20 protein-coding genes are annotated in these 24,636 nt (G+C 34.3%); 2 read left to right on the top strand and 18 right to left on the bottom strand.

All coding sequences use genetic code 11. The features are described from left to right. The first annotated feature begins 141 nt into the window (after positions 1 to 141). On the top strand, positions 142 to 921 hold the full coding sequence (locus MHI00_RS06860) for a DUF1189 domain-containing protein (RefSeq protein WP_332629173.1): 780 nt from the start codon (positions 142 to 144) through the stop codon (positions 919 to 921). A 226-nt stretch (positions 922 to 1,147) separates the two neighbouring features. Here MHI00_RS06860 and MHI00_RS06855 read toward each other — a convergent pair whose 3' ends face one another. Further along, complete coding sequence (locus MHI00_RS06855; RefSeq protein WP_010054280.1) at positions 1,148 to 2,497, bottom strand: DEAD/DEAH box helicase; 1,350 nt, start codon at positions 2,495 to 2,497, stop codon at positions 1,148 to 1,150. A 343-nt stretch (positions 2,498 to 2,840) separates the two neighbouring features. Between MHI00_RS06855 and zwf the strand changes: the two genes are divergently transcribed. Continuing rightward, on the top strand, positions 2,841 to 4,322 hold the full coding sequence (gene zwf, locus MHI00_RS06850) for a glucose-6-phosphate dehydrogenase (protein WP_010054279.1): 1,482 nt from the start codon (positions 2,841 to 2,843) through the stop codon (positions 4,320 to 4,322). 56 nt (positions 4,323 to 4,378) lie between these two features. Here the strand turns inward: zwf and MHI00_RS06845 are convergent, their stop codons facing one another. The 17 genes from MHI00_RS06845 to MHI00_RS06765 form a co-directional block, all read right to left on the bottom strand. Next, the gene (locus MHI00_RS06845; RefSeq protein ID WP_187958286.1) at positions 4,379 to 5,002 is read right to left on the bottom strand and encodes a CAP domain-containing protein; all 624 of its coding nucleotides are present in this window, start codon (positions 5,000 to 5,002) and stop codon (positions 4,379 to 4,381) included. A 101-nt stretch (positions 5,003 to 5,103) separates the two neighbouring features. Next, positions 5,104 to 5,433 (bottom strand): inorganic diphosphatase, encoded by a 330-nt coding sequence (locus MHI00_RS06840; protein WP_056999517.1) that lies wholly within the window; start codon positions 5,431 to 5,433, stop codon positions 5,104 to 5,106. 256 nt (positions 5,434 to 5,689) lie between these two features. Continuing rightward, on the bottom strand, positions 5,690 to 6,646 hold the full coding sequence (locus tag MHI00_RS06835) for a DHH family phosphoesterase (protein ID WP_322808726.1): 957 nt from the start codon (positions 6,644 to 6,646) through the stop codon (positions 5,690 to 5,692). A gap of 29 nt (positions 6,647 to 6,675) precedes the next feature. Beyond that, on the bottom strand, positions 6,676 to 8,007 hold the full coding sequence (locus tag MHI00_RS06830; protein WP_010054273.1) for a DRTGG domain-containing protein: 1,332 nt from the start codon (positions 8,005 to 8,007) through the stop codon (positions 6,676 to 6,678). Positions 8,008 to 8,030: 23 nt separating this feature from the next. Then, positions 8,031 to 8,711 (bottom strand): metal-dependent hydrolase, encoded by a 681-nt coding sequence (locus tag MHI00_RS06825; RefSeq protein ID WP_010054272.1) that lies wholly within the window; start codon positions 8,709 to 8,711, stop codon positions 8,031 to 8,033. 201 nt (positions 8,712 to 8,912) lie between these two features. Beyond that, positions 8,913 to 10,043: a DNA polymerase IV gene (gene dinB / locus MHI00_RS06820; RefSeq protein ID WP_010054270.1), complete on the bottom strand. Its 1,131-nt coding sequence runs from the start codon at positions 10,041 to 10,043 to the stop codon at positions 8,913 to 8,915. Between the two features lie 426 nt (positions 10,044 to 10,469). After that, complete coding sequence (locus MHI00_RS06815) at positions 10,470 to 11,117, bottom strand: metal-dependent transcriptional regulator (protein WP_010054269.1); 648 nt, start codon at positions 11,115 to 11,117, stop codon at positions 10,470 to 10,472. A 548-nt stretch (positions 11,118 to 11,665) separates the two neighbouring features. Further along, a complete protein-coding gene (gene adhE / locus MHI00_RS06810; RefSeq protein ID WP_010054267.1) occupies positions 11,666 to 14,275 on the bottom strand; it encodes a bifunctional acetaldehyde-CoA/alcohol dehydrogenase in 2,610 nt (869 codons plus the stop codon). A 259-nt stretch (positions 14,276 to 14,534) separates the two neighbouring features. Further along, entirely contained in the window at positions 14,535 to 14,816 is a 282-nt protein-coding gene (locus MHI00_RS06805) for a post-transcriptional regulator (RefSeq protein WP_010054266.1), read from the bottom strand. A gap of 31 nt (positions 14,817 to 14,847) precedes the next feature. Further along, the gene (gene mprF / locus MHI00_RS06800; RefSeq protein ID WP_341112215.1) at positions 14,848 to 17,421 is read right to left on the bottom strand and encodes a bifunctional lysylphosphatidylglycerol flippase/synthetase MprF; all 2,574 of its coding nucleotides are present in this window, start codon (positions 17,419 to 17,421) and stop codon (positions 14,848 to 14,850) included. A 178-nt stretch (positions 17,422 to 17,599) separates the two neighbouring features. Then, complete coding sequence (gene yajC, locus MHI00_RS06795) at positions 17,600 to 17,977, bottom strand: preprotein translocase subunit YajC (protein ID WP_015076671.1); 378 nt, start codon at positions 17,975 to 17,977, stop codon at positions 17,600 to 17,602. Between the two features lie 102 nt (positions 17,978 to 18,079). After that, positions 18,080 to 19,225, bottom strand: a complete 1,146-nt coding sequence (gene tgt / locus MHI00_RS06790) for a tRNA guanosine(34) transglycosylase Tgt (protein ID WP_010054263.1) — start codon at positions 19,223 to 19,225, stop codon at positions 18,080 to 18,082. A gap of 32 nt (positions 19,226 to 19,257) precedes the next feature. Then, on the bottom strand, positions 19,258 to 19,869 hold the full coding sequence (locus MHI00_RS06785) for a TetR/AcrR family transcriptional regulator (protein ID WP_015076672.1): 612 nt from the start codon (positions 19,867 to 19,869) through the stop codon (positions 19,258 to 19,260). A gap of 664 nt (positions 19,870 to 20,533) precedes the next feature. Further along, positions 20,534 to 21,565 carry a tRNA preQ1(34) S-adenosylmethionine ribosyltransferase-isomerase QueA gene (gene queA / locus MHI00_RS06780; protein WP_015076674.1) on the bottom strand — a complete coding sequence of 344 codons (1,032 nt, stop codon included), beginning with the start codon at positions 21,563 to 21,565 and terminating at the stop codon, positions 20,534 to 20,536. A 16-nt stretch (positions 21,566 to 21,581) separates the two neighbouring features. Beyond that, on the bottom strand, positions 21,582 to 22,592 hold the full coding sequence (gene ruvB, locus MHI00_RS06775; protein WP_010054257.1) for a Holliday junction branch migration DNA helicase RuvB: 1,011 nt from the start codon (positions 22,590 to 22,592) through the stop codon (positions 21,582 to 21,584). Between the two features lie 41 nt (positions 22,593 to 22,633). Continuing rightward, positions 22,634 to 23,254 carry a Holliday junction branch migration protein RuvA gene (gene ruvA / locus MHI00_RS06770; protein WP_056999520.1) on the bottom strand — a complete coding sequence of 207 codons (621 nt, stop codon included), beginning with the start codon at positions 23,252 to 23,254 and terminating at the stop codon, positions 22,634 to 22,636. 107 nt (positions 23,255 to 23,361) lie between these two features. After that, entirely contained in the window at positions 23,362 to 24,567 is a 1,206-nt protein-coding gene (locus MHI00_RS06765; RefSeq protein ID WP_341112203.1) for an MFS transporter, read from the bottom strand. Between the last annotated feature and the right edge of the window lie 69 nt (positions 24,568 to 24,636).

Here is a 24,636-nt window from a genome sequence, read left to right as displayed (position 1 = left end):
AAAAAAATGAATTTAGTTTTTGATCAGACTCCTTGCATTAACTTTCATACCAAATACTGTTGAGTTTCCTTCACCAAAAGTTTACAATAGTAAAGATGACTTCGTTTTTTAAACGCAATAACCACAAGTCAATTCGAAACTATGGGAGTGAGCATTATTCAATTAACTAAATTATTTATCGCTTCATTAAGCAAACCAGAACAGCTGACTGCAGCAGCTAATTTAAAAAAAGGAAAAGTCTTTCTTTACTTCCTTTTCATCGCATTTATTTCAGCGATTCCTGCATTTCTGCAAAGTTATCAACTTTTAACTGATTTTAATCGTGATGGTCAGACAATCATCTCGGAAATGCCTGAGTTTAGTATTAAAAATGGAGAATTTATCACTGACGAACCGATTGATTCTTTTTCAAAAAAAACTCATTCTATTAATTTCGTCTTTGATCCTGAAGGTACAAAGCCAGAATTAGAAGAAGATTTATCTGAAAACCTTGTTGGCATTGGCTTTTTAAAAGATGGACTACATTTTAATAATGCTAGCCAACCGATTAGCTTAACTTATCAGCAAATGGACGGTCTTTCCAAAGAATTTTTTGTTAATATTTTGGCATCTATGCAGCGCATGACCGGCTTTATCTTAGTTATTGCTTTTATCTTAATGCTCCTACTTTCCTTATTTTTAACCTTATTATTTAATTTCTTATATACCGTTTTTGCAAACTTAGTAACAGCTTTGACAAGACGTCGCTTACCTTTCAGTCATGTATTTAAAATGACACTTTTTGCCTCAACTCTACCAACTATTATTTTTACACTCTTTAATTTATTTGGCCTTAGAATTGCCTACCAAACTGAATTGAGTTTGATTGTAACTGTGTACCTTTATTATTTGGCCTTAAGAACTTTACCAAAACCTGAATAATCTAAAAGCAGTTCCTTTTACTATCTAAAGGGAGCTGTTTTTTTGTTGTCTTACCAAAATGCTAAAAAAAGCTCGTTGAGTCCATTCAGCTCCGATAAGAAAATAGGAAACATTGATGTGGTGCTTTTTACCAACTCAAATTTTTATCTTTTTATCGAGGAATTGGCTCATAAGAGCTCGCCTGCAAAAAAAAAGTAGTACCTAATTCTAGGCACTACTTTCTCAGCTATTTCTTTTTATTGGCTTTTTTAATGGCTCTTGCTTGACTACGACGTTCAACACGACGCTTTTGTTCGTTGTGTTCTTTAATCGTCCGGCTCATTTTCTTTTTGTAAGCTGGCTTAACTTTTTTCTTCGCTTTTTGAACCATTCCACGCATACTTGGATTCAATGTTTCTTTGGTTGTTTTGTCACGATGATTTCGACGATTACGATCAAACGTATCCACGATTTCATCATTTTTAATTGTTTTAGGAACAAATTCAATTCCTAATTTTTCAATATCATTGACCAACCCTTCATCACTTGGTGCATATAACGTGATTGCAGTACCTTTCATTCCATTTCTTCCAGTTCTCCCAACACGATGGATAAAGAAATCTAAATCACGTGGAATCTCTGCATTAATAACATGAGAAACACCTTCAATATCAATACCACGAGCAGCTAAATCAGTCGCTACAACAAATTGGTAATCTAAATTTTGAACTTGCTTCATGACACGTTTACGCTCACGAGGAGGAATATCACCATGGATTTTCGCAACTTTTAGACCGCGCGATTTCAAACCATCTGCTAACTCATCAACTTTTTGCTTTGTATTTGCAAAAACAATGGCTAGATATGGTGTACCTGTTGTTAATAGTTGATAAACAACATCTACTCGATCGCGTCCTTTAGTCGAAATCAACCAATTTTCAATAGTTGGTGAAATGACCGATTTAGGTTGGATATGCTCGTAGTGAGGATTTTCCATATATTTTTTTAAAAATGGTTTTAACTTTGTTGGAATTGTTGCTGAAAAAACTAACATTTGCAGATTATTAGGCAAACGGCTAGCAATTTGATCCACTTCAGTTAAAAAGCCCATGTCTAATGTCATATCTGCTTCATCGATAACTAAAACTGGAGAAGTATGAACGCGTAATGCATTCTCATTAATCATATCTAAAATACGACCTGGTGTCCCAATAACTACATGCGGTTGTGTTCCTGCTAATTTTGTTAGCTGACGTTTTTTATCCGTTCCTCCAACAAAACTTTGAACAATAATTTTATTTGGTGCATGTTTGACTAATTGTAACGCAGCTTGATAAATCTGCTCAGCCAATTCACGACTTGGAGTTGTAATCACCACTTGCACTTCTTCTTTTAAAGGATCAATATTATTAAATAACGGTAATAGGAAAGTATGTGTTTTCCCAGTTCCTGTTTGTGAATGGCCAATTACGCTTTCTGATTTCATAATTTCAGGAATAAGTTTTTCCTGAACTTCAGTAGGTTTAGTGAAGCCAATTTCTTGAATTGCGTCTATTAAAAAGGGTTGTAAGCCAAATTTTTCAAATGTATGTTCCATATTTTCGCCTCGTTTCTCTTCTTGCTCATTTCAATCCTTAGTATTATAACATAAAAACGACTACAATAGTGCCTTATCTAGCAATCCTCACTAAATTTTTTTCTAACCTTAAAAATAATGATTCTTCTCAATTTTAAGTGGCGCATATTTATGATTTTATTTTTTAAATTTAAAAAAATTCATTTGCTTACGGCGTAAATTAATGTGTTTTCAATGATAAAATGCATTGTTTTTTCTAATCTAAATTTTATTTATTGCGTCAACGGCAATAAAACAGTACAATATATAAGATAACCCTATTTAATTAGCGGTGAATTTAGATTTTGAAGGTGAGGAAACTTAGATGATTGAAGAAAAAATTGCATTGTTCACCATTTTTGGAGGAACCGGAGACTTAGCTCGTAGAAAACTATATCCGTCCCTTTATCGTTTATATAAAAAAGGCTTTTTAAATAAAAAGTTTGCCGTTATTGGAACAGCTAGAAGAGAATGGTCCGATGAGTATTACCGTGAAATTGTACTGGATACGATAGCAGAAATAACTGAATCAAAAGAGGATGCAATTGAGTTTGCTAGTCATTTTTACTACCAAGCCCATAATGTAACCGACACTGAACACTATGCTTCTTTAAAAACTTTGTCTCAAAAACTAAATGAAAAGTATAAATTAGAAGAGAATCATATTTATTACTTAGCGATGTCTCCCCAATTTTTTGGTACCATCACAGAACATTTAAAAGACCAAGGATTAATTAATGACACAGGCTTCAATCGTTTAATTATTGAAAAACCTTTTGGACATGACTATGAGAGTGCATCTATATTAAATAACCAAATCCGTTCTTCATTCAAAGAAGAACAAATTTACCGTATTGATCACTATCTAGGTAAGGAAATGATTCAAAATATTTCTGCAGTTCGTTTTGCTAATGCTATTTTTGAATCAATGTGGAATAATCGTTACATTGATAACATTCAAATTACATTAAGTGAATCATTGGGCGTTGAAGAACGTGGTGGCTACTATGACACAAGTGGTGCCCTACGTGATATGGTTCAAAATCATATTCTGCAAGTTGTTTCGTTGCTAGCAATGGAGCCACCTACTGAATTAAAAGATGAAGCAATTCGCGATGAAAAAATTAAAGCTCTTCGTTCGCTTCGTATTTTCAGTCCAGAAGAAGTCCGAAATTATTTTGTTCGTGGCCAATACGGACCTAGCACTGTGAACGGAGAAAATTCTTTAGGTTACCGTGAAGAAGAAAATGTTGCGGATGATTCTACAACTGAAACATTTGTGGCTGGAAAAGTCTTAATTGATAATTTCAGATGGGCTGGAGTTCCTTTCTACATTCGTACGGGTAAAAAGTTAAGAGAAAAAGGCACTCAAATAAATATTCAATTCAAAAACATGCCTTTAAATTTATTTAATGACGATCATAGCGTGCCATTAGAACCAAATGTTTTAACTATTTATATTCAACCAACTGAAGGCTTCTCACTTCAATTAAATTCTAAAAAAATTGGCCAAGGTTTAGAAACAGAACTATTAAATCTAAAACATAAAAATTCAGCTGAGACTTCTGCTAATAGTCCAGAAGCTTATGAAAAATTAATTTTAGATTGTTTAAATGGTGACGCAACAAACTTTACGCATTGGGATGAAGTTGCCAGTTCATGGCGCTTTGTAGATGTAATTCGTGAAGCCTGGGATCAAGAAACACCAGAGTTCCCTAATTATCCAAGTGGATCAATGGGACCTGTTTGTAGCGATCAGCTATTAGCTTCTGATGGTTTCAAATGGTTTTGGAACCCACAAAAATAATCATAAAAGCCGGAAATTAAGATGCTTGTCATCTTAATTTCCGGCTTTTTAGCTAACTAATTTCTAGGTGTACCAAATAACTGGGTCCCATATAGGATTCCATCTTGCTTATAAATTCCAGTCCCTACCTCATTAAAGTTAGGACTAATCATATTTTTATAGTGCCCTGGACTTTCTTTCCAAAGTTTAAAAAAGTAGGCGCCCATTTCCTTCGGTGAACCTTGGTAAGTTGCCATCACAATATTTTCACCTACAGCTTGATAAATGTATTCATATTCAGGCTCCTTAAATATGGAAAAACTAGAAATACCTTGACGTTCATGAGAAAAATCTGTCACAATCTCTTCCGAACGTTTACGACTAGCTTTTACTAACTGTGGATTAATAGCCAAAGAAGGCACTCCTTGCGCTTCTCTTTCCTCGTTCACTAGGCGGTGAATCTCAGCCTCTATAATTTCCAACTCAGATTCTGACTGGTCTGGAGGTGTACTTTTCTCTTCTTCATTTATCTCTTCATTCGTTTTTAAGGATTTGGTATCTTCTGTTGTTTTATTTGAGACTGGTTGTGTCGTTTTACTGCTCTCTGAGCCAATCTGGCTTTGACTTCCATAATAATAGCCAATGCCTAGTGAAACCATTGTAATCACCAAAAACAACATGATTTTCCTTAAAATACGCATTGACTGACCGCTCCCTTTTACCTTATTTTATTTAGTTTAGCATTTTATGACCTTAAACTAAATAAAAGAGCTATAATTTGATAAAAACTTAAAGAAAATAATCATTCTAGCATTTTTATTTCAGAATCAAAATATTGCTCCAAAAACTCAACACTTTTTTTAATTTCTTTATGCGAAAGTTTCTCTCCTATTTTTGTAGCCACCCATTTATCCTCAATATCATCTTTTCTATAAATAACAGCGACTACTTCACCTTCAAAAACTACTAGTTCCTCATTAATTTCTTTAGAAATTATATAAACGTCCTGTTCTTCGCCATCTCCCGCAATGACACCTTCAACAAATCCGTAATTAACTGGGTAGACCGTCCCAAATTTATCTTTGTATCCTATTGGGCGATCAATCTTTACGTTTACAGTAAATTTTTTCATTTAGCTTCCTACTCCTTTTATACGATTTTAAATACGAAGTTTTAATCACTTCAGAAAAATAGGAAATCCCAAGAAAGCTATCGGTTTACTTTTTAGGAATTTCTCTTTTTTTCAAATAGTTTCCGAGTGAAACTAATGGTTTTACTACTCACTTGTTTATAACTACATATGAATACAATAGTGTAACAAAATAAAAATAACCTCGAAGGATATAACACCTTCGAGGAACTTATCTTTTTTAAGTTTGTAACATGTTTTAGACATTCCAATTTTTAGCGGCTTCATCAAATTCGCTCATAATTTCAGCGACTTCGGCTAAATCTTTTGCATTTGCTCCACTTGCCAACGGATGTCCACCACCATGATGACGTTTAGCAATTTCATTAATCACTGGCCCTTTTGAGCGTAAACGACAACGGAAATAGCCTTCTGGTTGTTCAACAAAAATCCCCCATAATAAAACTCCTTCAATACTACCAGGCAGAGAAACGACTGCTGCAGTTTCAGAGTCAGCTACTCCAAATTCAGCTAAGCATTCTTTTGTTAAAATAACACGACCGACACCTAGCTCATTTACTTCTATGTTTTGTAAAACATAACCGGATAGTAGCGCAACTGATGGGCTCATCACATTTAATTCATTATTTAAATCTGTTGCTGAAAAATTATAGGTCATCAACTCAGCTGCAACTTGCAGCGTATGTGAAGTTGTCGCAGGATAAAGAAAACGCCCTGTGTCTCCAACAATCCCCGCATATAACAATCGAGCACCTTCATCTGTTAGCTTTAATTCAGCTTTATGGTAATCATAAAAATCAACAATAATTTCACTACAACTACTCGCTTTGGTATTCACAAAAACAATATCTCCATAGGGTTCATCATTAGGATGATGATCAATTTTAATTAATTTTTCCCCTAATGTATAGTCATCGCCACTAATTCTTGGACTATTTGCCGTGTCGGTTACAATTACCAAAGAATTTTTATAATCTTCTGCAGTCACTGGATCCATTTCTGATAAAAATTGTAATCCTTCAACTGGGCCTCCTGCTTTTAAAATCTGTTTATCAGGAAAGCTTGCTTTTAAGATTTCAACTAAGCCACCTTGAGAGCCTAAAGCATCTGGATCAGGTCTTTTATGACGGTGTACAATAATTGTTTTATAGTGTTTAATTTCATTTAAAATTTGATCAAATACTTCTTGCGACATCGTTCGTTCCTCTTTTCATAAATTGATAACTAGGTGCGTTCCATTAATTGGCAAATAACAATCGCTTTGGCAACTAAGGTATTTTCAATAAAAACTTCTATATCTAACTTTGAAGAACGACGCCCTATTTCTAACACACGAGGTTTTATTTCTAATTCACTCTCTAATTGGATCATTTTAAAATAGTGCAAATTCATTTGTTCAATAACAGCATTGCGCTTTTGATAAGCAAGCAAGGTTCTTTGAGAAGCATTAGCTACCAACTCACTTAAAACACCAAAAGAAATAGTTCCAACGCTATTCGTCATTTGCGGACTAACGCTAAACTTAAAGGAAGGAATGGCTGCATCCCATTGAGTTGGGTCGTCACTAGTTAATTCTAGCTGTTCAGCAATCTGATCAGCAATTGTGTCCCCCACCTGTGGTTGTCTTTGAGCTAATTGCATGGCCTTCATAATATCTTGTCGTGAAACAATCCCCATCAAAGTTAAATCATCTTTTACTACAGGCATCACTTCCAACCCGTCCCAAATCATCAAATGTCCAACACTCGCTACACTCATATGTGTTTTCACACAAGATGGATCTTTTGTCATCACACGGTCAATACCCAAATTATCTGGTTTTCCAACAACATCTTTCGCTGTAACAATTCCAATTAAGCGCATTTTTTTATTTACAATTGGGAAACGTGAATGCCGACTTTTATCATTTAGTTTGCGATAATCCGCAACTGTTGCATCACTATTTAAGTACATCGTTTTCTCTAAATTTGTATAAATATCTCCAACTAACATAATATCTTTTTTTATTAGTTGATCTGTCATAGCTCGATTGATCATTGTTGCAACTGTAAATGAATCATAAGTTGTACGAATAACTGGCAATTCAAATTGGTTGGCCAACTCAACAATCTCATCACAGGTATCAAATCCACCAGTAATTAAGACAGCTGCACCATTTTTTAAGGCTAGACGTTGAGCTCCTACTCGATTCCCAACAATCATTAGCGAACCAGGAGTAATGTAGCGTAGCATAGCTTCTTCCGTCATGGCTCCTATGATAAATTTATTTAAGCTTTTATCTAATCCAGCAATCCCACCTAAAATATCACCCTCAATGATTTTAACAACTTCACCAAAAGTTAATTTTTCAAAATGCTCTTTCATTTTCCGTTCAATTCGAATCGTTCCAACTCGTTGGATTGTAGAGACTAAACCAACGTTTTCAGCTTCTTTTATGGCACGATATGCCGTTCCTTCACTTACTTGTAAATTTTTTGCAATTAGTCGAACTGAAATTCGTTCTCCAACTGGAAGTGTTTCAATGTAGGCTAATATTTGATCATGTTTCGTAGGCATTTGCTGTCCTCCGGTTTCTTTTCTTATAGAGTTAATTGTGCCCCAACTTCCAAAATGATTCCTTGATCTTTAGCTAATAATTTAGTAAATTCCTCAGGGTCTTGATGAATAAGTGGGAACGTATTGTAATGAATGGGTACTACTTTTTTGGCAGCTAGTAATTCGGCAGCTAATGCTGCATCTTCTGGACCCATCGTATAATTATCACCAATTGGTAAAAAAGCGATATCAATTGGCTTAAATGCACCGATAAGCTGCATATCACTAAACAAAGCTGTATCACCAGCATGATAAAATGTTTTATTTTCTATTGATAAAATGATTCCAGCTGCTAATCCTAAAGTTAACTGGAGTCCATCAATTTCATAAGTTGAGCCATGAATCGCAGGGGTCATTTTAATCAAACCAAAATCAAATTGGTGTTTTCCACCCATTTGCATTCCGTGAGTTCGATAGCCTTTGTTAGAAAAGTAGTTGGCTATTTCTACATTTGCAATAATTAATGCATTCGTACGTTTCGCAATGGCTTCTGTATCCCCGATATGATCATTATGAGCATGGGTTATAATAATGACGTCTGCCTCAACTGTTTCAGCATTTAAATCACTGGTTGGGTTTCCTGTAATATAAGGATCAAATAAAATTGTTTGATCTGTATTGGTTATAATTCTTATACAAGACTGTCCATGCCATGATATCTTCATTTTTAAGCCCTCCTGTATGTTATAATACAATGTTAAAACTGTATTAGTATTAATTAATTATAGCGTTGTTTTTCTTGAATTACAAGTCGCTATATACGATTCATACAGAATAAAAAAATAACTAAGAGATTGATAAAGGAATTTAAACTTTATCAATCTCTTAGTTATTTATAAAACAAGAAGATAACCTAAAAAAATAAACTAATAAAACTTATTCTTATCCCACAAAGGTAAAATAATATTTTCAAAAGTAATTGGATCTAAACCAGTTATGGTAATACCCACTAAACGAATTCCTTTGTCTAGCGATCCAACTTCTTCCCACAAATTTCTAGCGTGAAAAAAAATTTCCTCACTACCCTTGACATAAGCAGGCAAACTAATCCTTTTCGTCATTGTTTCGTAGTCCGTATTTCGTAACTTCAAAACGACAATCTTCCCATGTTTTTGGTTACGTGTTAATGAACTATGAACTTTTCCAGCTAAAAAACGAAGTTCTGATAATACCTCTTCTTCCGTCGTTAAGGGGGTTCCATAAGTATGTTCACGTCCCACAGACTTCCGCTCCCTTGAAGGTTGAACTGCTGAGTTATCAATCCCTCGTACCTTACGATATAAAGAATAGCCCATTTTACCAAAAAGATGAATGAGTTCTAATTCACTAAGCTTATATAAATCAGCACCATTAAAAATATTTCGTTCATACATTTTTTCAGCAGTTTTTTTCCCAACTCCATAAAACTTCCCAATCTCTAAAGCTTTTAAAAAGTCTAAAGCCTTCTCTGGTGGAATAACAGTGATTCCAGCTGGTTTTTTGTAATCAGAAGCTAGTTTTGCAATAAATTTATTATATGAAACACCTGCTGAACAAGTTAAATGCAGTGTTTCCCATATTTCTTTTTGAATTAAATAGGCGATTTGAGTCGCACTTTTCAGATTTTTTTTATTCTCTGTTACATCTAAATAAGCTTCATCTAAAGAAAGCGGCTCAATTAAGTCTGTATAATGTTTAAAAATTTCACGAATTTCAGCTGATATTTCTGAATAAAGCTCATGTCTACCAGGAACAAAAATAGCATGTGGACAAAGTTCATAAGCTTTTTGTGCACTCATGGCCGAATGAATCCCAAATTTCCGTGCTTCATAATTAGCCGTTGTCACTACACCTCGTCCCCCGTTGTCTTTTGGATGTCTTGCGATAACCAGAGGCTTACCTTTTAAATCAGGATTTTCTCGTTCCTCTACAGAGGCATAGAAAGCATCCATATCCACATGAATAATTTTTCGCGAAGTATCTCTTACAGGTTCCGCAAATTGAATTACACCATCCATCCTTTCTACACCTCCTAAATAAAAAGCTCGTTAAGTCTGTTAACTCCGACAAGAAAATAGGAAAAATTGATGTGGCGCTCTTTGCCACCTCGAATTTTTATCTTTTTCTCAAGGAGTTGACTCATAAGAGCTGGCCTAATAAAAAGCTCGTTGAGTCGGTTAACTTCGGCAAGAAAATAGGAAATGTAAAGAATGACGATTTTTGTCATTTTTACCAGGTATTTTTTTCCGAAGAGTTGACCTACTTTTAGTAGTAGTATAACACGAACAAGAGTTCTTTTGAAGCGTTATACTACTGAATACTGTAAAATTATTGGATTTTCGGTATTTTGAACATAACAAAAAAGAGTTACAAATATCCTGGAGATACTCACAACTCTTTTTGCACTATAGAAAAGGGCAATCACTTTCTATTTAGTTTTCATTTTATAAAATTTGTATAAACATATTACATGCTGCTTTATAACTAATTTGAATTTTTTCATCATCTTTTATTAAGGTAATAGGTCCTTCATACGCACCAACTTCATATACGCTACATCTGTCTCCAATTTTCAAACCCGCAGCAACTAAATAATCTAATAACTCACGGTCATCTAGAACACGTTTTAATTCAATCATTTCGTTCACTTTGGCTTCAATCAACGTTGGCAATGTTTGCTCTACAATCGTGCCATCCTTATCAGGAATCACACCACCATGAGGACAAATGTCAGGAAATTCTAAATAATTTTCCAAGCGGTCTGCCAATGTTCCGGAAGTAACATGTTCTAAAACTTCGGCTTCATCATGAACTTGATTCCATGAGTACCCTAAATGCTCTACTAAAAAGACTTCCCATAAACGATGCTTTCTAATTAATATTCCTGCTTTTAAAAGTCCAGCATCCGTTAACTGAACACCTTGATAAGGAGTATGTTCTACATAGCCATCCTTTAATAATTTTGACATCATTTCACTAACCGAAGCAGCCGAGACGTTTAACCCAGTCACAATTTGTTTATTATTAATTTTTGCATGGGCTCCACCAAGTTCAAAAATTATTTTTAGGTAGTCTTCTTTATTGGGCGTCATTATGCCTCACCTTTCTTTTGCCTAGATAGCCATACTTATAGAGCTATTTCTTATAAATTTATTCGGCTCAACACACTTTTTATTAGGCCAATTGTTTTGAGCCAACTCTTCGAAAAAAAGATAAATGGTAAAAATGACAAAAAACCGTCATTCCTCCCATTTTCCTATTCTTTAGCCGACCCTGAGTAGTACTCAGCAAGCTTTTAATAAAGCTCCCCGACTCGACAAACTTTTTATTAGGCCAGTTCTTTTGAACCAACTCTTCGGAAAAAAGATGAAATTTCGAGGTGACAAAAAACGTCACATCAAATTTCCCTATTTTTCTGCCAGAGTTAAACGGTTCAACAAACTTTTTTTATTATAATTACCTTTTTATTTTTTGCTCCCTATAATCATAACGAAATTCAAAGCTGTTTTCAAGTTTTTCTTATTGGATTCATTGATTCTTTATTTTTCTAGCTAAGTAAAATGAAAAACCTATCAGCGTCTTGATGACATCTGATAGGTTTAACAGGCTAATTCAATTTATTTTACCAAATGATTAGCGCTTATTCACCAATATATGAATCAATAATGATTTGGCGCAATTCACTGATTAATGGTTCTTTAGGATTTGCAGTTGTACATTGATCCATAAAGGCTAATTCAGCCATGTTATCAACAGTTGTATCTAGTGTTTCTTGCGTCACACCTTGACCTTTCAAGCTCATATCAATATTCAATGATTTACCTAATTTGATAATTTCTTGAACTAGAGATTCAACTAATTCAGCTGTTGTATTTCCTTTGAATCCCATGAAGCGAGCGATATCAGCATAGTCTTCATCCGCACGGAAGAATTCATATTTAGGGAACAATGCATGTTTAGAAGGATCTTTTGCATTGTAACGAATAACATGTGGCAATAGAATTGCGTTTGTACGACCATGAGGAATATTGTATTCTCCACCAATTTTATGAGCGATTGAATGGTTAATTCCTAGGAATGCGTTAGCAAAAGCCATACCAGCCATTGTTGAAGCATTATGCATTTTTTCTCTTGCTTCTTCATTTGCTAATTCATATGAGTTTTTCAAGTTTTCAAATACTAATTTAATCGCTTGTAAACTTAAACCACGAGTATAATCACTTGCCATCACTGAAACATAAGATTCAATCGCATGTGTCAGTACATCCATTCCTGTATCAGCAGTAACAGATTTTGGCACACTCATAACAAATTGAGGATCAATAATCGCTACATCTGGTGTTAATGCGTAATCTGCTAAAGGATATTTAACATGTGTTTCACTATCAGTAATAACAGCAAATGGAGTTACTTCAGATCCTGTTCCTGATGTTGTTGGGATACAAACAAATTGTGTTTTTGTTAAAGCAGGGATTTTATACGTACGTTTACGAATATCTAAGAATTTTTGTTTTGCTCCAAAGAATTCTGTCTCTGGTTTTTCAAAGAATAACCACATTCCTTTAGCAGCATCCATTGCTGAACCACCACCAAGAGCCACAATTGTATCTGGATTGAAAGCTAACATAGCTTCTGTACCTTTTTCAACTGTATTTGTAGATGGGTTTGGTTCTACTTGTGAAAAGACTTCGATTTGAACCGCATTATTACGTTTATTTAGCTCTTTAATAACTAAATCTGCATAACCAAATTGAACCATTCCAGGATCACAAACTAAGAATACACGTTCAACATTTTCCATTTTTTGCAAGTATTGTAAAGAATTTTTTTCAAAGTAAATTTTTGAAGGTAATCTGAACCATTGCATATTATTTCTCCGTTTCGCGATTGTTTTGACATTCATCAAGTTAATTGTTGATACGTTTTTAGAAACTGAGTTCTTTCCGTATGAACCACAACCTAATGTTAATGAAGGAATCATATTATTATATAAATCACCGATACCACCTTGTGCTGTTGGTGAATTTACTAAAATACGACAAGCTTTCATTTGAATTCCAAATTCGCGTGCTAAATTATCGTTTAATGTATGAATCGCTGCTGAGTGACCTAATCCGCCTAATTCAAGCATTGTATCACATAGCTCAAAAGCATGTTCAGTTGAAGTAGCTTTAATCATTGCTAATACTGGAGATAATTTTTCACGTGACAATGGATATTTTTCACCAGCCCCAGCGATTTCAGCGATTAATATTTTTGTTCTTTCAGGAACATCAATTCCTGCTAATTTAGCAATTTCGTATGCTGATTTACCAACAATTGCTGGATTAACGGCATATTTACCTTCATTCATAACCACTGCTTCTAATTGAGCAATTTCTTTTTGTTTTACAACATAAACTTGATGTTTCACAAATTCTGCTTTAACTTCATCATAAATTTCTTCATCTACAATCACTGCTTGTTCTGATGCACAAATCATACCATTATCAAATGATTTAGAAGCGATGACATCATTAACTGCACGTTTAATTTTTGCTGTTTTTTCAATATAACTTGGTACATTACCAGGACCAACTCCAAGAGCGGGTTTTCCAGTTGAATACGCTGATTTAACCATTGCTGAACCACCAGTTGCTAAAACAATCGCAATATCAGGGTGATTCATTAGTGAATTTGTTGCTTCAATTGAAGGTTTTTCAACCCATTGGATACAGCCTTCAGGAGCACCTGCTTTGATTGCTGCATCATACAAAACTTTAGCAGATGCTGCAGAACAATTTTGAGCTGATGGATGGAAAGCGAAAATAATTGGATTACGTGTTTTAAGTGAAATAATTGCTTTAAACATCGTTGTTGAAGTTGGGTTTGTTACAGGTGTAACACCACAAACAACACCAACTGGAGTTGCAACTTCTGTAATTTGTGTTTGTTGATCATCACTAATTACGCCAGCTGTTTTGTTATGTTTAATTGAATTCCAGATTGATTCTGTTGCAAACATATTTTTAATACACTTATCTTCGTAAATCCCACGGCCAGTTTCTTCAACAGCCATTTTTGCAAGTGGCATATGTTGGTCTAATCCTGCCATCGCCATTTGGTGAACAATGTAGTCAATCTTTTCTTGATCAAATGTTTCTAATACTTTTAATGCTGCTTGTCCTTTTGCTGCTAACGTATCAATCATTTGTTGAACATCATTTTCTTCTACCACTGCTACTTTTTTTTCTGTTTTAGTCTTAGCCATGTTTTGCTTCCTCCTATATTTGGAAAACTTATTTTGTTTGTTAATTACTTCACAAGAACATCATAACCTGTTTTCCAAGTTTTGTAAATAGTTTTTTGTGATTTTTTTCACTAATATTGAATGTAAACGTTTAAATTATAAAAAAATAGTTATTTTTAACCTTTTATTAAAAAATAAACTTGAACTTAATTCACAATCAGACCAAAAAAAGCTAAATTCTTTACTATACAAAAGAATTTAGCTTCCCTTTTATTTTTATTTATAATAAACCCTCTAAGTCCATTTCACTAAGGGACTCAACTTGATAGACTTGCGCTTCTAATGATGCAAAATCAAGATAATCATTCACAGTGATTCGAACAATTTGTTTAATTTGTTGATAATAGTGTTCTGGAGTTGTTCGTTTCCAACTAAAACTAACTAAAAAGCGCCATAAATCATCTTCAGTAATGGTTGGATAGCCTTCTTTAGTAAATTCCTTAACCTTTAAAGTTAGCCATGGTTCGATCCGTTCATAAGATAAAATTTGCCTACTCTCCAAACTAACTCCTCCTTTCCGACTACATTTCTGATTATTCTATTTGATCATTGGAGTGATTAGTTAGGCTCTTTTTTTTACCAACAACTATAACAAGTTGAAGCATCGTAAATAAAATTGAACTTTTCTTACGGAATGCGACATATTTAGGAATCCAATTTGTGACATACTTTTCTTTGTATTTACGCAATCCTTGGAAACCATAAAATTTCGTTCCGTATCGATAAATCACGCCAGCAATCCGTTCACTTAAAAAACTATACCTAGTGACGCCAACTTTTGATAGTGGTGCCATCCCCATATTAAAACTTTCATAACCTAATTCTCGATTCGACTCAAAAAGTTGAACAAATAAATAATCCATTACCCCTGGTGGAGCATCAACCAAATGATGACGCATTAAATCAATTGAAATTAATTTATCTGTTCCTGACGGCATCATACTTGCAAAAGCGACTATATTTCCAGCCTCGTTTGTCACAACTGCAACCGCTGCTTGATTAAGATAATACTCATCAAAAAAGCCTAATGAAAAACCTTTTTCTTGCCTATGATTCAACCAATTATCTGAGACAGCTTTTAATTCAGTAAACGTATCCTGCGTAAAAGGGGGCTCTAAAATAGAAAAATGAAAGTTTTCCCGCTCTAATTTATTCATTAAAGCTCTTTCTGCGCGCCTTTTTTTACCCGATATAGTAAAGTCTGGTAAATTTACATGGCCTTCTTCTCCAACTTTCATAAAATCGTAACCTAATTCGTGCAAAATTGTGACTAGTGATCCACTGACTTCATAGAAAACTAAAGAAAAACCAAATCGATTAGCTTCATCCATAAAATGAACAATTGCTTTTTCTAAAAAGGCTTGATTTCCAATCGGTTCACCCATAATAATTAATTTATCTGCTTCTTCTCGGTATTGAAAAACAATTTGATCCTCGTTCTCTTCTTGATAAAAATAGTATCTCTTATCACGTAAAAATACTAAATGGCTAACTTCATTTCCTCCAAATTGACTCAGCAAACGCATTAATCGAGTTTCATCAAATGAAGTCCCAATTTTCTCTTTTGAACGTCTTAAATAAGCAAGAATCAACATAAAACTCGCTATTCCAGCAATCACTCCAATAAAACCTGCTATCCAAACAGTATGTGATGGGAATAAAAAGTAATGAGGCACTGGTTTCCGATGATGAAAACGTGGTGAATTTAAATAGCCTATAATAATATATAATACTAATGTACCAAAAATAACAACACCATCAAGTAATATTTTTCCCCATGAATAGGTTAATTTAACCCGTTTAAATTCATGTCGAGAAACGTAAACCGCTACTAAGACAATACCTAAAAAAATAGTCAATCCCCATGAGAAATCTTTCTGCAAGGTATTGATAATTCCAAAACCTAAGATAATAATAGTCGGTAAATAAGCTTTTTTAACTTTACTTTCGATACCTCTTGCTAAACCTAATAATAAAAAGCCAAAGATAACATTACTTAGCTGTGTAAGAAAGAAAAAGGTAAAAGGATAAAGTCTGACAAATATCGGATTGTCAAAAGCTAAGTTAGGAACGGTTGAAATAATAATCATCATAAATCCTGAAAAATAAACAAAACTAACTAAGAAAACATGCGCTAATTTTTGTAGTAAGATCTTAGGTAACCCATCTAAGTATTGATTGATTCTACTTCCGCCATCATGTACAAAAAATAATATCCCAATAAAGAATGGAATAATATAGTAAAAGATCCGGTAAAATAATAACCAAATAACAGCTAGCTCTTTAGAAACACCAATTTGACCCAAGCCATAAATCATGAAAATATCAAATGTTCCCACACCACCTGGAACCATAGAAACAATCCCAACGATTGAAGCAATCACGAAAATAGGGAAAACTTCAGTTAAATGGACCGGTTCTTTCAATAAGTAGCCAATTAAAATGAAAAAGCCCATTGCTGCTCCCCATTCTAATAATGAAGCAAAAACTAGTCGTAATTCACGGCTTAGTGGTAAATCTTCGAATAGCGTTTTGCTTTTTATTTTGGTAAAAATAAAAACTAACGGAAAATATAGGGAACCTCCTAATAACCAAGGCCAGTAACGCCTAAACACAATTCCGTAGTCGCCAAAAGTGAAACTACCTAAAGCCATCATGGAATAGATTGATAAACCAGATAATAAAAAAATAGCAATTTTAGAAACAGCTAAGACAATTTCTTTATGATTGGCACTTTTTCCATAGAATGTTGCTCGTAATGAAGCTCCTAAGAAACCTCCAAACCCACCAATATTTGTAAATGTATTTGTAATCCAACCTGATTTAAAAATATGTTCTTTTGTAAACTCACCTGGTAGAAGTTTTACAATTGTAAAATCATATATCAGCATAGGTAAAATAGCAATTAAACCACCAACTAGCATAATTATAATTGCTAGTGGACTTTGTGAAAACAAATTATTTTTTAAATCTTGGTAATTTATATCCGAAGCAATTTTCAAAACCTGTGATAAAACAAATAATAAAATAAAGCCAATAAAAAAAAGTTTAATCCATGTTAAATGTTTTTGAAACCAAGCAACTACATTCTTAAATTTTTTATCCATTCTCTACCACCTCAAACCATTTATCTCATTATTATATACTAACTCTATCATAGCTAATTTAACAAAATATATAAAGCAATAGCTATCATTTTTAATAAAAATCACAATAAAAAGACTTTATCTATATAAATCAAAAAACTTGAAGAGAACCGTGATGATTCTCCTCAAGTTTTGTTATTTATTTTGTTTCATCAATTGTTTCTGTTTTTTCTTCAACTATTACTTCTTCTACTGAATCAGCAGGAGCCTCAATAACTGTTTCTTCTGTAACAATTGTTTCAGCTACCATCGGTGCAGAATTTGTCACACGCGCAATTGCTGCTCTTTCAAAAGTTAGATAAATACCATCACAATCAAGTACAACAGTTTTATCAGATTCATTGATTTCATCAATTTCACCGTGTAAACCACCGATTGTTACAATGCTATCCCCTTTTTTTAGTGCATTCATCATTTTTTTCTTTTCATCAGCTGCTTTTTTTTGAGGTTTCATCATTAGAAAATAAAAAACTCCAACTACAGCGACCATTGGCAATAAGCCAATTAAGTTACCCATATCATTCACTCCGTTTCTTTACTTTAGCAAATTGTTTCACTACTTACTGTAACAAATTTTTGCGCTTTCAGCTAGTTATTTCGGCGGATTTTCATTTATTTCTTAAAAGTTTTTTGCATTTGGTTTATTAAAACCATATTCTTCAAAGAAAGCTTCTCTAAATTCTAATAAATTATCGTCCATGATAGCCTGACGAACATTTTTCATCAAGTTTTGTAAGAAATACAAATTATGGTAACTTGTTAATCTTAAACCAAACGTTTCATCTGCTTTAATTAAATGACGAATATAAGCTCGTGTGTAATTTTTACATGTATGACAATCACATTTTTCATCCAACGGACGGAAATCACGTTCATATTGGGCATTTTTCACAACTAAACGACCAGCACTAGTCATACACGTACCATTTCTAGCAATTCGAGTTGGCAAAACACAATCAAACATGTCGACTCCACGAATAACTCCATCAATTAAAGAATCTGCTGAACCAACTCCCATTAGGTAACGAGGTTTGTGTTCAGGAATTAAAGGCGTCGTATATTCAAGCACCTCATTCATTAAATGTTTGGGCTCTCCGACAGATAAACCACCAATTGAGTAGCCTGGAAAATCCATTGAAACTAAGTCTCTAGCACTTTGTTCTCTAAGCTCGCGGTAACCAGCACCTTGGATAATACCAAATAAGCCTTGATAATCTGGATTTGCATGGGCTTTTAAGCCGCGCTCTGCCCAACGAGATGTCCGCTCGACTGATTTCTTTACATAATCAAAACTTTCATCAAATGGTGGGCATTCATCAAAACTCATCATAATATCTGGACCTAATTTATTTTGAATATTGATTGCTTTTTCAGGAGATAAAAACATTTTAGAACCGTTTAAATGATTTCTAAAATGAACACCTTCTTCTTCAATCCGACGCATATCACTTAGTGAGAATACTTGGAATCCACCAGAATCCGTTAGAATACCTTTATCCCAATTCATAAATTTATGCAGTCCGCCGGCTTCTTCAACAATATCTTCTCCTGGACGCAACCATAAATGGTACGTATTACTTAAAATAATACCTGCTCCCATTGCATCTAATTCTTCTGGAGCAATACTTTTGACAGTTGCCAAAGTTCCAACTGGCATAAACATAGGTGTTTGAAAAGTTCCGTGCGGGGTAATAATTTCACCTAAACGAGCACCTGTATGCTTTTCTTTTTTTATTAAACGATATTTTACTGCTGGCTCTGTCATGATTTCTTCTCCTACTCTAACTTTTTTGTCTTTTATACTTGTTCCTCATCAAAAGGACGCAAGGTCATATCAATAATATTTTCCAATGTAATGGCTGATTTTTTTTGTTCACCGTTCTGCTGAATTTTTTGTAATAATAAAGCAACAATCGCATTATTATAAATAAAACTAATCGTTTCATAGTCTTTTTGACAAAAATGATCCGCATCGGGAAATTCTTGTAGCTTCTCTGATAAAGCCGCATTAATATATTCTTGTTTGTAATTAAAAATCGTTTTTGCTTTCTCATTTCCAACTTCTTTAATCGAACCAATCACTACATATCGATGTTTTTCATACGTATCTTGAATAAAATGTCCAGTTCGCTTTAATAGGTCTCGTGAATTCTCAAATTCTTGTTGAAAGAAAGAATCAACTTCTTCTTTAATTTGATTCGCATGTTGTTTGAAGGCTACATTCATTAAAGCTTCTTTTGATTTGAAATTTTTAAAAATAGTTGTTTCATTTACTTCAGCTTCTTGAGCAATTAATTTTGTTGTTGTACTTTTATATCCAACTTGAGAAATTAGGTGCAAAGCGGCATCAATAATGCGTTGCTGCGTTCCCGTCATTTTTTTCTCATCTATCGGACTCACACCTTCCATTGTATAATTAGAAAATAGCTGTGAACTAACTAGCTTTCTCTGTTAAATTTCTTGCTCAACTTAATCAAATCGAGCTACTTTTCATACAAGCATTTACTTGCCATTAGAATAGTATAGCACAGCCAAATACCAAGAGCAATCAGACTTTTGTCCCTCTTAATGACCTTTTCATTTTGAAACAAACTAGCTTTACTTTAAGTAGGAAATTTAAAACAAAAAAGTTGAAACCTTTTAACTTGCAAACGCTTTCCTCTTATGCTATATTATAACTATAAAGAGAGATGATTATACGAATAAACAGAAGGATTTCTCATTTGTTTAGATTTTGATTGATGGAACAAGTTAAACTTAGTATCGTGTTTTAAGATTTTCTGATTCAACTGTCAACTCATTCAATGAAGTACAGTTAACAAGTGTTTTGTAAATGTGAAAGATAGTCACGAAGAAGTAAAAAAGAACCGAATTTGTTTTTTAAAGAAATTCAAGACTTGCGTAGGCAACAAAGATTCACTTTATTGTTTATTCGTATCCTCTCTGAATCATATAAAATAGCGGTTGGCGATGAAAAGCCAACTGCTATTTTTTTATAGCCACTATCTTAACTTTTTTCACTAAAAAGGCAACTAAGTGTTTCCACTTAAGTTGCCTCTAGGATAATGACTATTTATTTAATAAACATTGCATCGCCAAAACTGAAAAAACGATACTGTTCGTCAATAGCGTGTTGATAAGCAGCTAAAATCTTTTCTCTTCCGGCAAAAGCACTAATTAACATCACTAATGTTGATTGTGGCAAATGAAAGTTAGTTGAAAATGCATCGACTACTTTAAATTGGTAACCAGGTGTAATAAAAATACTTGTCCAGCCACTATCTGCTTCGATTTCTCCATTAAATTTAGTCCCGATAGTTTCCAGTGTCCGTATTGATGTAGTTCCAACAGCAACAATTCTTCCGCCATTCGCTTTCACTTTTCTCAAGGTTTCTGCACTTTCTTCTGATAATCGGTAGAATTCCGCATGCATTTCATGATCTTCAATTGAATCAACACTAACAGGTCTAAATGTGCCTAAACCAACGTGTAAGGTTAAAAAGACAATTTCAACACCTTTGGCTTTAATTTTCTCTAATAAGTCTTCCGTGAAATGTAAACCAGCTGTTGGTGCCGCTGCCGATCCATTCTCTTTAGCATAGACCGTTTGATAGCGTTCGCTATCTTCTAAGCGTTCTTTAATATAAGGTGGTAAAGGCATTTCTCCAAGTGATTCTAAGACTTCTAAAAAGATACCCGTATAAGAAAACTCAATGATTCTTCCACCATGCTCTAGCTCTTCTAAAACAACAGCTTTTAAGCGTCCATCACCAAATTCGATTTCTGTTCCAACTTTTGCTCTTTTGGCTGGTTTAACAAGTGTTTCCCACTGATCACCAGTTGTATTTTTTAATAACAAAACTTCCAGATGACCGCCCGTTTCCGGTTTTGTGCCATATAAACGTGCCGGTAATACACGAGTATCATTCATAACCAATGCATCACCTTCGGATAACTCATCTAAAATATCTGTAAAATGCTTATCTTTGATTGCTCCCGTTTCACGATCTAGCACTAATAATTTAGATGCTGAGCGATCTTCTAATGGTGTTTGAGCAATTAATTCTTCTGGTAAATCAAAATCAAAATCTTTTGTTGTTAACATAACATCATTTCTCCTACTAGTCAGTTTGATAAGGATAACCTAAATGGTCATAGCCTAGTTTGGTTACTATTCGTCCCCGAGGGGTGCGTTGTAAAAAGCCCATTTGTAATAAATAAGGTTCATACATATCTTCGACAGTTTCAGTTTCTTCTCCAATATTTGCAGCAATCGTTGAGAGCCCCACCGGTCCACCACGATATAATTCAATCATTGTTTTTAACATTTTTTGATCAATGTAGTCTAATCCAGCTTGGTCAACACGTAATAAAGCTAAGGCTTCATCAGCAATCTCTTGACTAACAGCCCCATTTCCTTCAACCTGGGCAAAATCACGAACCCTTTTTAACAAGCGATTGGCAATCCGTGGTGTTCCTCTAGAACGTCTGGCAATTTCAAGAGCACCCATTCCATCAATTCTAGTTTCAAAAACATCTGCAGAACGCAAGACGATATCACTTAAATCTTTGACTGTATAATACTCCATATGCGAAACAATTCCAAAACGGTCTCGTAAAGGTGCTGATAATAAGCCCGCCCTTGTTGTTGCTCCAATTAACGTAAATGGTGGCAAAGGAAAATGGACTGGGTGAGCACTCGGTCCTTGACCAACAATAATATCAACGAAAAAATCTTCCATTGCGGAATAAAGCATCTCTTCGACCATGCGCGGCATTCGATGAATCTCATCAATAAATAAAACGTCTCCGGCTTCTAACTCGTTTAATAAAGCAATCAAGTCACCCGCTTTTTCAATAGCAGGTCCACTTGTGGTGCGGATTCCAACATCCATTTCATTAGCAATGACCATAGCCATTGTTGTTTTACCTAATCCAGGCGGTCCATATAATAAAACATGATCCAATGCTTCCTCACGAGTTTTAGCCGCTTCAATGTAAATAGTCAATTCTTTTTTTACTTTCGTCTGGCCAATATATTGATTTAGACGTTGAGGACGTAAGGATTTTTCATAGGATTGCTCTTCGTAACTTTCGCTTTCCCCTGATAGGATGCGTTCTTCGTCATTCATCTTATTCACCACTTTTCTTTCCGTAATTAGCTAGTTGTTTACTATTTTTTCTTCATCAATAAACGCAAAGCAGCTCGTAAATAAGCATCTGTTGAGTGTTCATTTAAACTTCGTATTTGTGGTTCAATTCGTTTGATTTCTTTCCCACTATAGCCTAATGCTGCCAATGCTTCAAGAGTTTCCTCAACATGACCATGATTTGTCGGCAACGTTAATTTCTCTTGTAAAGCACCGCTTATAACACCATCTGCTGGAGTCATTAAATCATCTAACTTACCTTTTAAATCAAGGACAATTTGAGAGGCTGTTTTTTTGCCCACTCCAGGAAATTTAGTTAGATAGGCTACGTCGTCTCCTTCAATTGCTTGAACTAGACCGGCATGATCATCACTAGCCAAGATAGCTAAGCTACTTTTTGGTCCAATTCCAGACACACTGATTAATTTTAAATAAAGTTGTTTTTCACTAAAGTCCTTAAAACCAAATAACGTGATTGCATCTTCACGAACAGCTTGATACACATATACTTGAACTTCTTGATTTAATCTACTTGAAAAACGAAATGGATTAGCAATTAATAGTTGATACCCTATGCCACCATTTTCAATCACGATATATGCCGGACCCACAAAGGTCAGCGTACCTTTAATATATTCATACATTTTTATTTACCCCAATCGCTACTCTAATTAATAGTACATTCGTTCCCCTATGCATTTTACCATATTTTTGAATTAAAATGGAGCCTTCTACTCAAAAAAGCTAATTTTTACCTCTTACGTACTAATTTCTTTGCTACTTTCTCATTCTTCACCTTTTTGTAAAAGAAAAGCAGGACTAGCCACATACAAAATACAACAATTAAACTTACTTTTCTAAGATGGACGTAAATTGCCAATAAACTCACAACTCCAACAATAAAAATTGAAAGCAAAGCCTCTACTAAGTCATAAAAGCTAATGAGTAGACCCATTTTACTGATTGGCAAATAGTTTTGTCTGAACGTGTAAAATCCTGTATTTGCAAATGCTAGCGCAAACGAAAGTAGAAAAAAACCGACTGCTGCTGAAATAAAATGAGTTGATATGGAGTAAATAAAATAACCAAGTACAAAAAAGAAAGATCCACTTTGTAATAGATGTGCGACTGATAACTTTTCACTAAAAATAGTCACTATTCCCGAACCACATAGAATACCTAAGCCAGCAATGCTGACTAACAAACCATATTCACCATCTGTCAAATCTAACATTCCTTTAGCAAAAGAGGCTTCAATCGAATCTAACCCCGCTGCAAAACTCATTAATAATAAGAAACTGCTGTAAATTAACGTTTCATTCCCATACTTTAAACTAAAACTTCTAACCTCAAACCAGGTTTCACTAAATGTGATACCTGTGTTTAGCTTTTTCTCCCTGGGGACCGTTTCGCAATTTGGCAACAAAAAAATAAAATAGGTGGATAAAAATAAGGCGGTACTATTGACTACAATTGCTAATTTAGGCGTTCCTACCATTAATAGTAATCCTGCTATAGCTGGACCTAATAAGAATCCGCCAGAATGAACTAAACTACTAAGTGCGTTATATTTTTTTCGTTTTTCTGCTGGAATTAGCGATACTGTATACGTAATTACCAGAGGCGAATGAATTGAAACGGCTCCTTGAATCAAAAAAACAATCAAATAAATCCACCATAACTCATTGATTATCACTAAACTTCCAATCATACAAGCTCTCGTTATGTCTAAAATAATCAACCATTTGCGCTTCTTCAAATCATCTAAAAAATGACTCACAATACTTGTCGTTAAGACTGTTGCTAAGGGACGAAGAATATAAAGTACTCCAACGGCTGCTGGGGTTGCCCCACGATTTAATACAATTAAGTTTAGCGCAATAAAATAAATCCATTCCCCAATACTAGAAATCCCACTACTTGCTAATAATAAACTTGTTATTTTTTTCTTATTCATCCTTTAGCACCCCCAATTTTGATAATATAAAAAGCTTGTTGAGTTCGCTCAGGCTCGACTGAAGAATAG

The sequence above is a fragment of the Carnobacterium sp. FSL E2-0243 genome, from assembly GCF_038003605.1.
In the GTDB taxonomy this organism is placed as follows: Bacteria; Bacillota; Bacilli; order Lactobacillales; family Carnobacteriaceae; genus Carnobacterium; species Carnobacterium maltaromaticum.
This window is presented reverse-complemented; position numbering and strand designations above follow the sequence as displayed.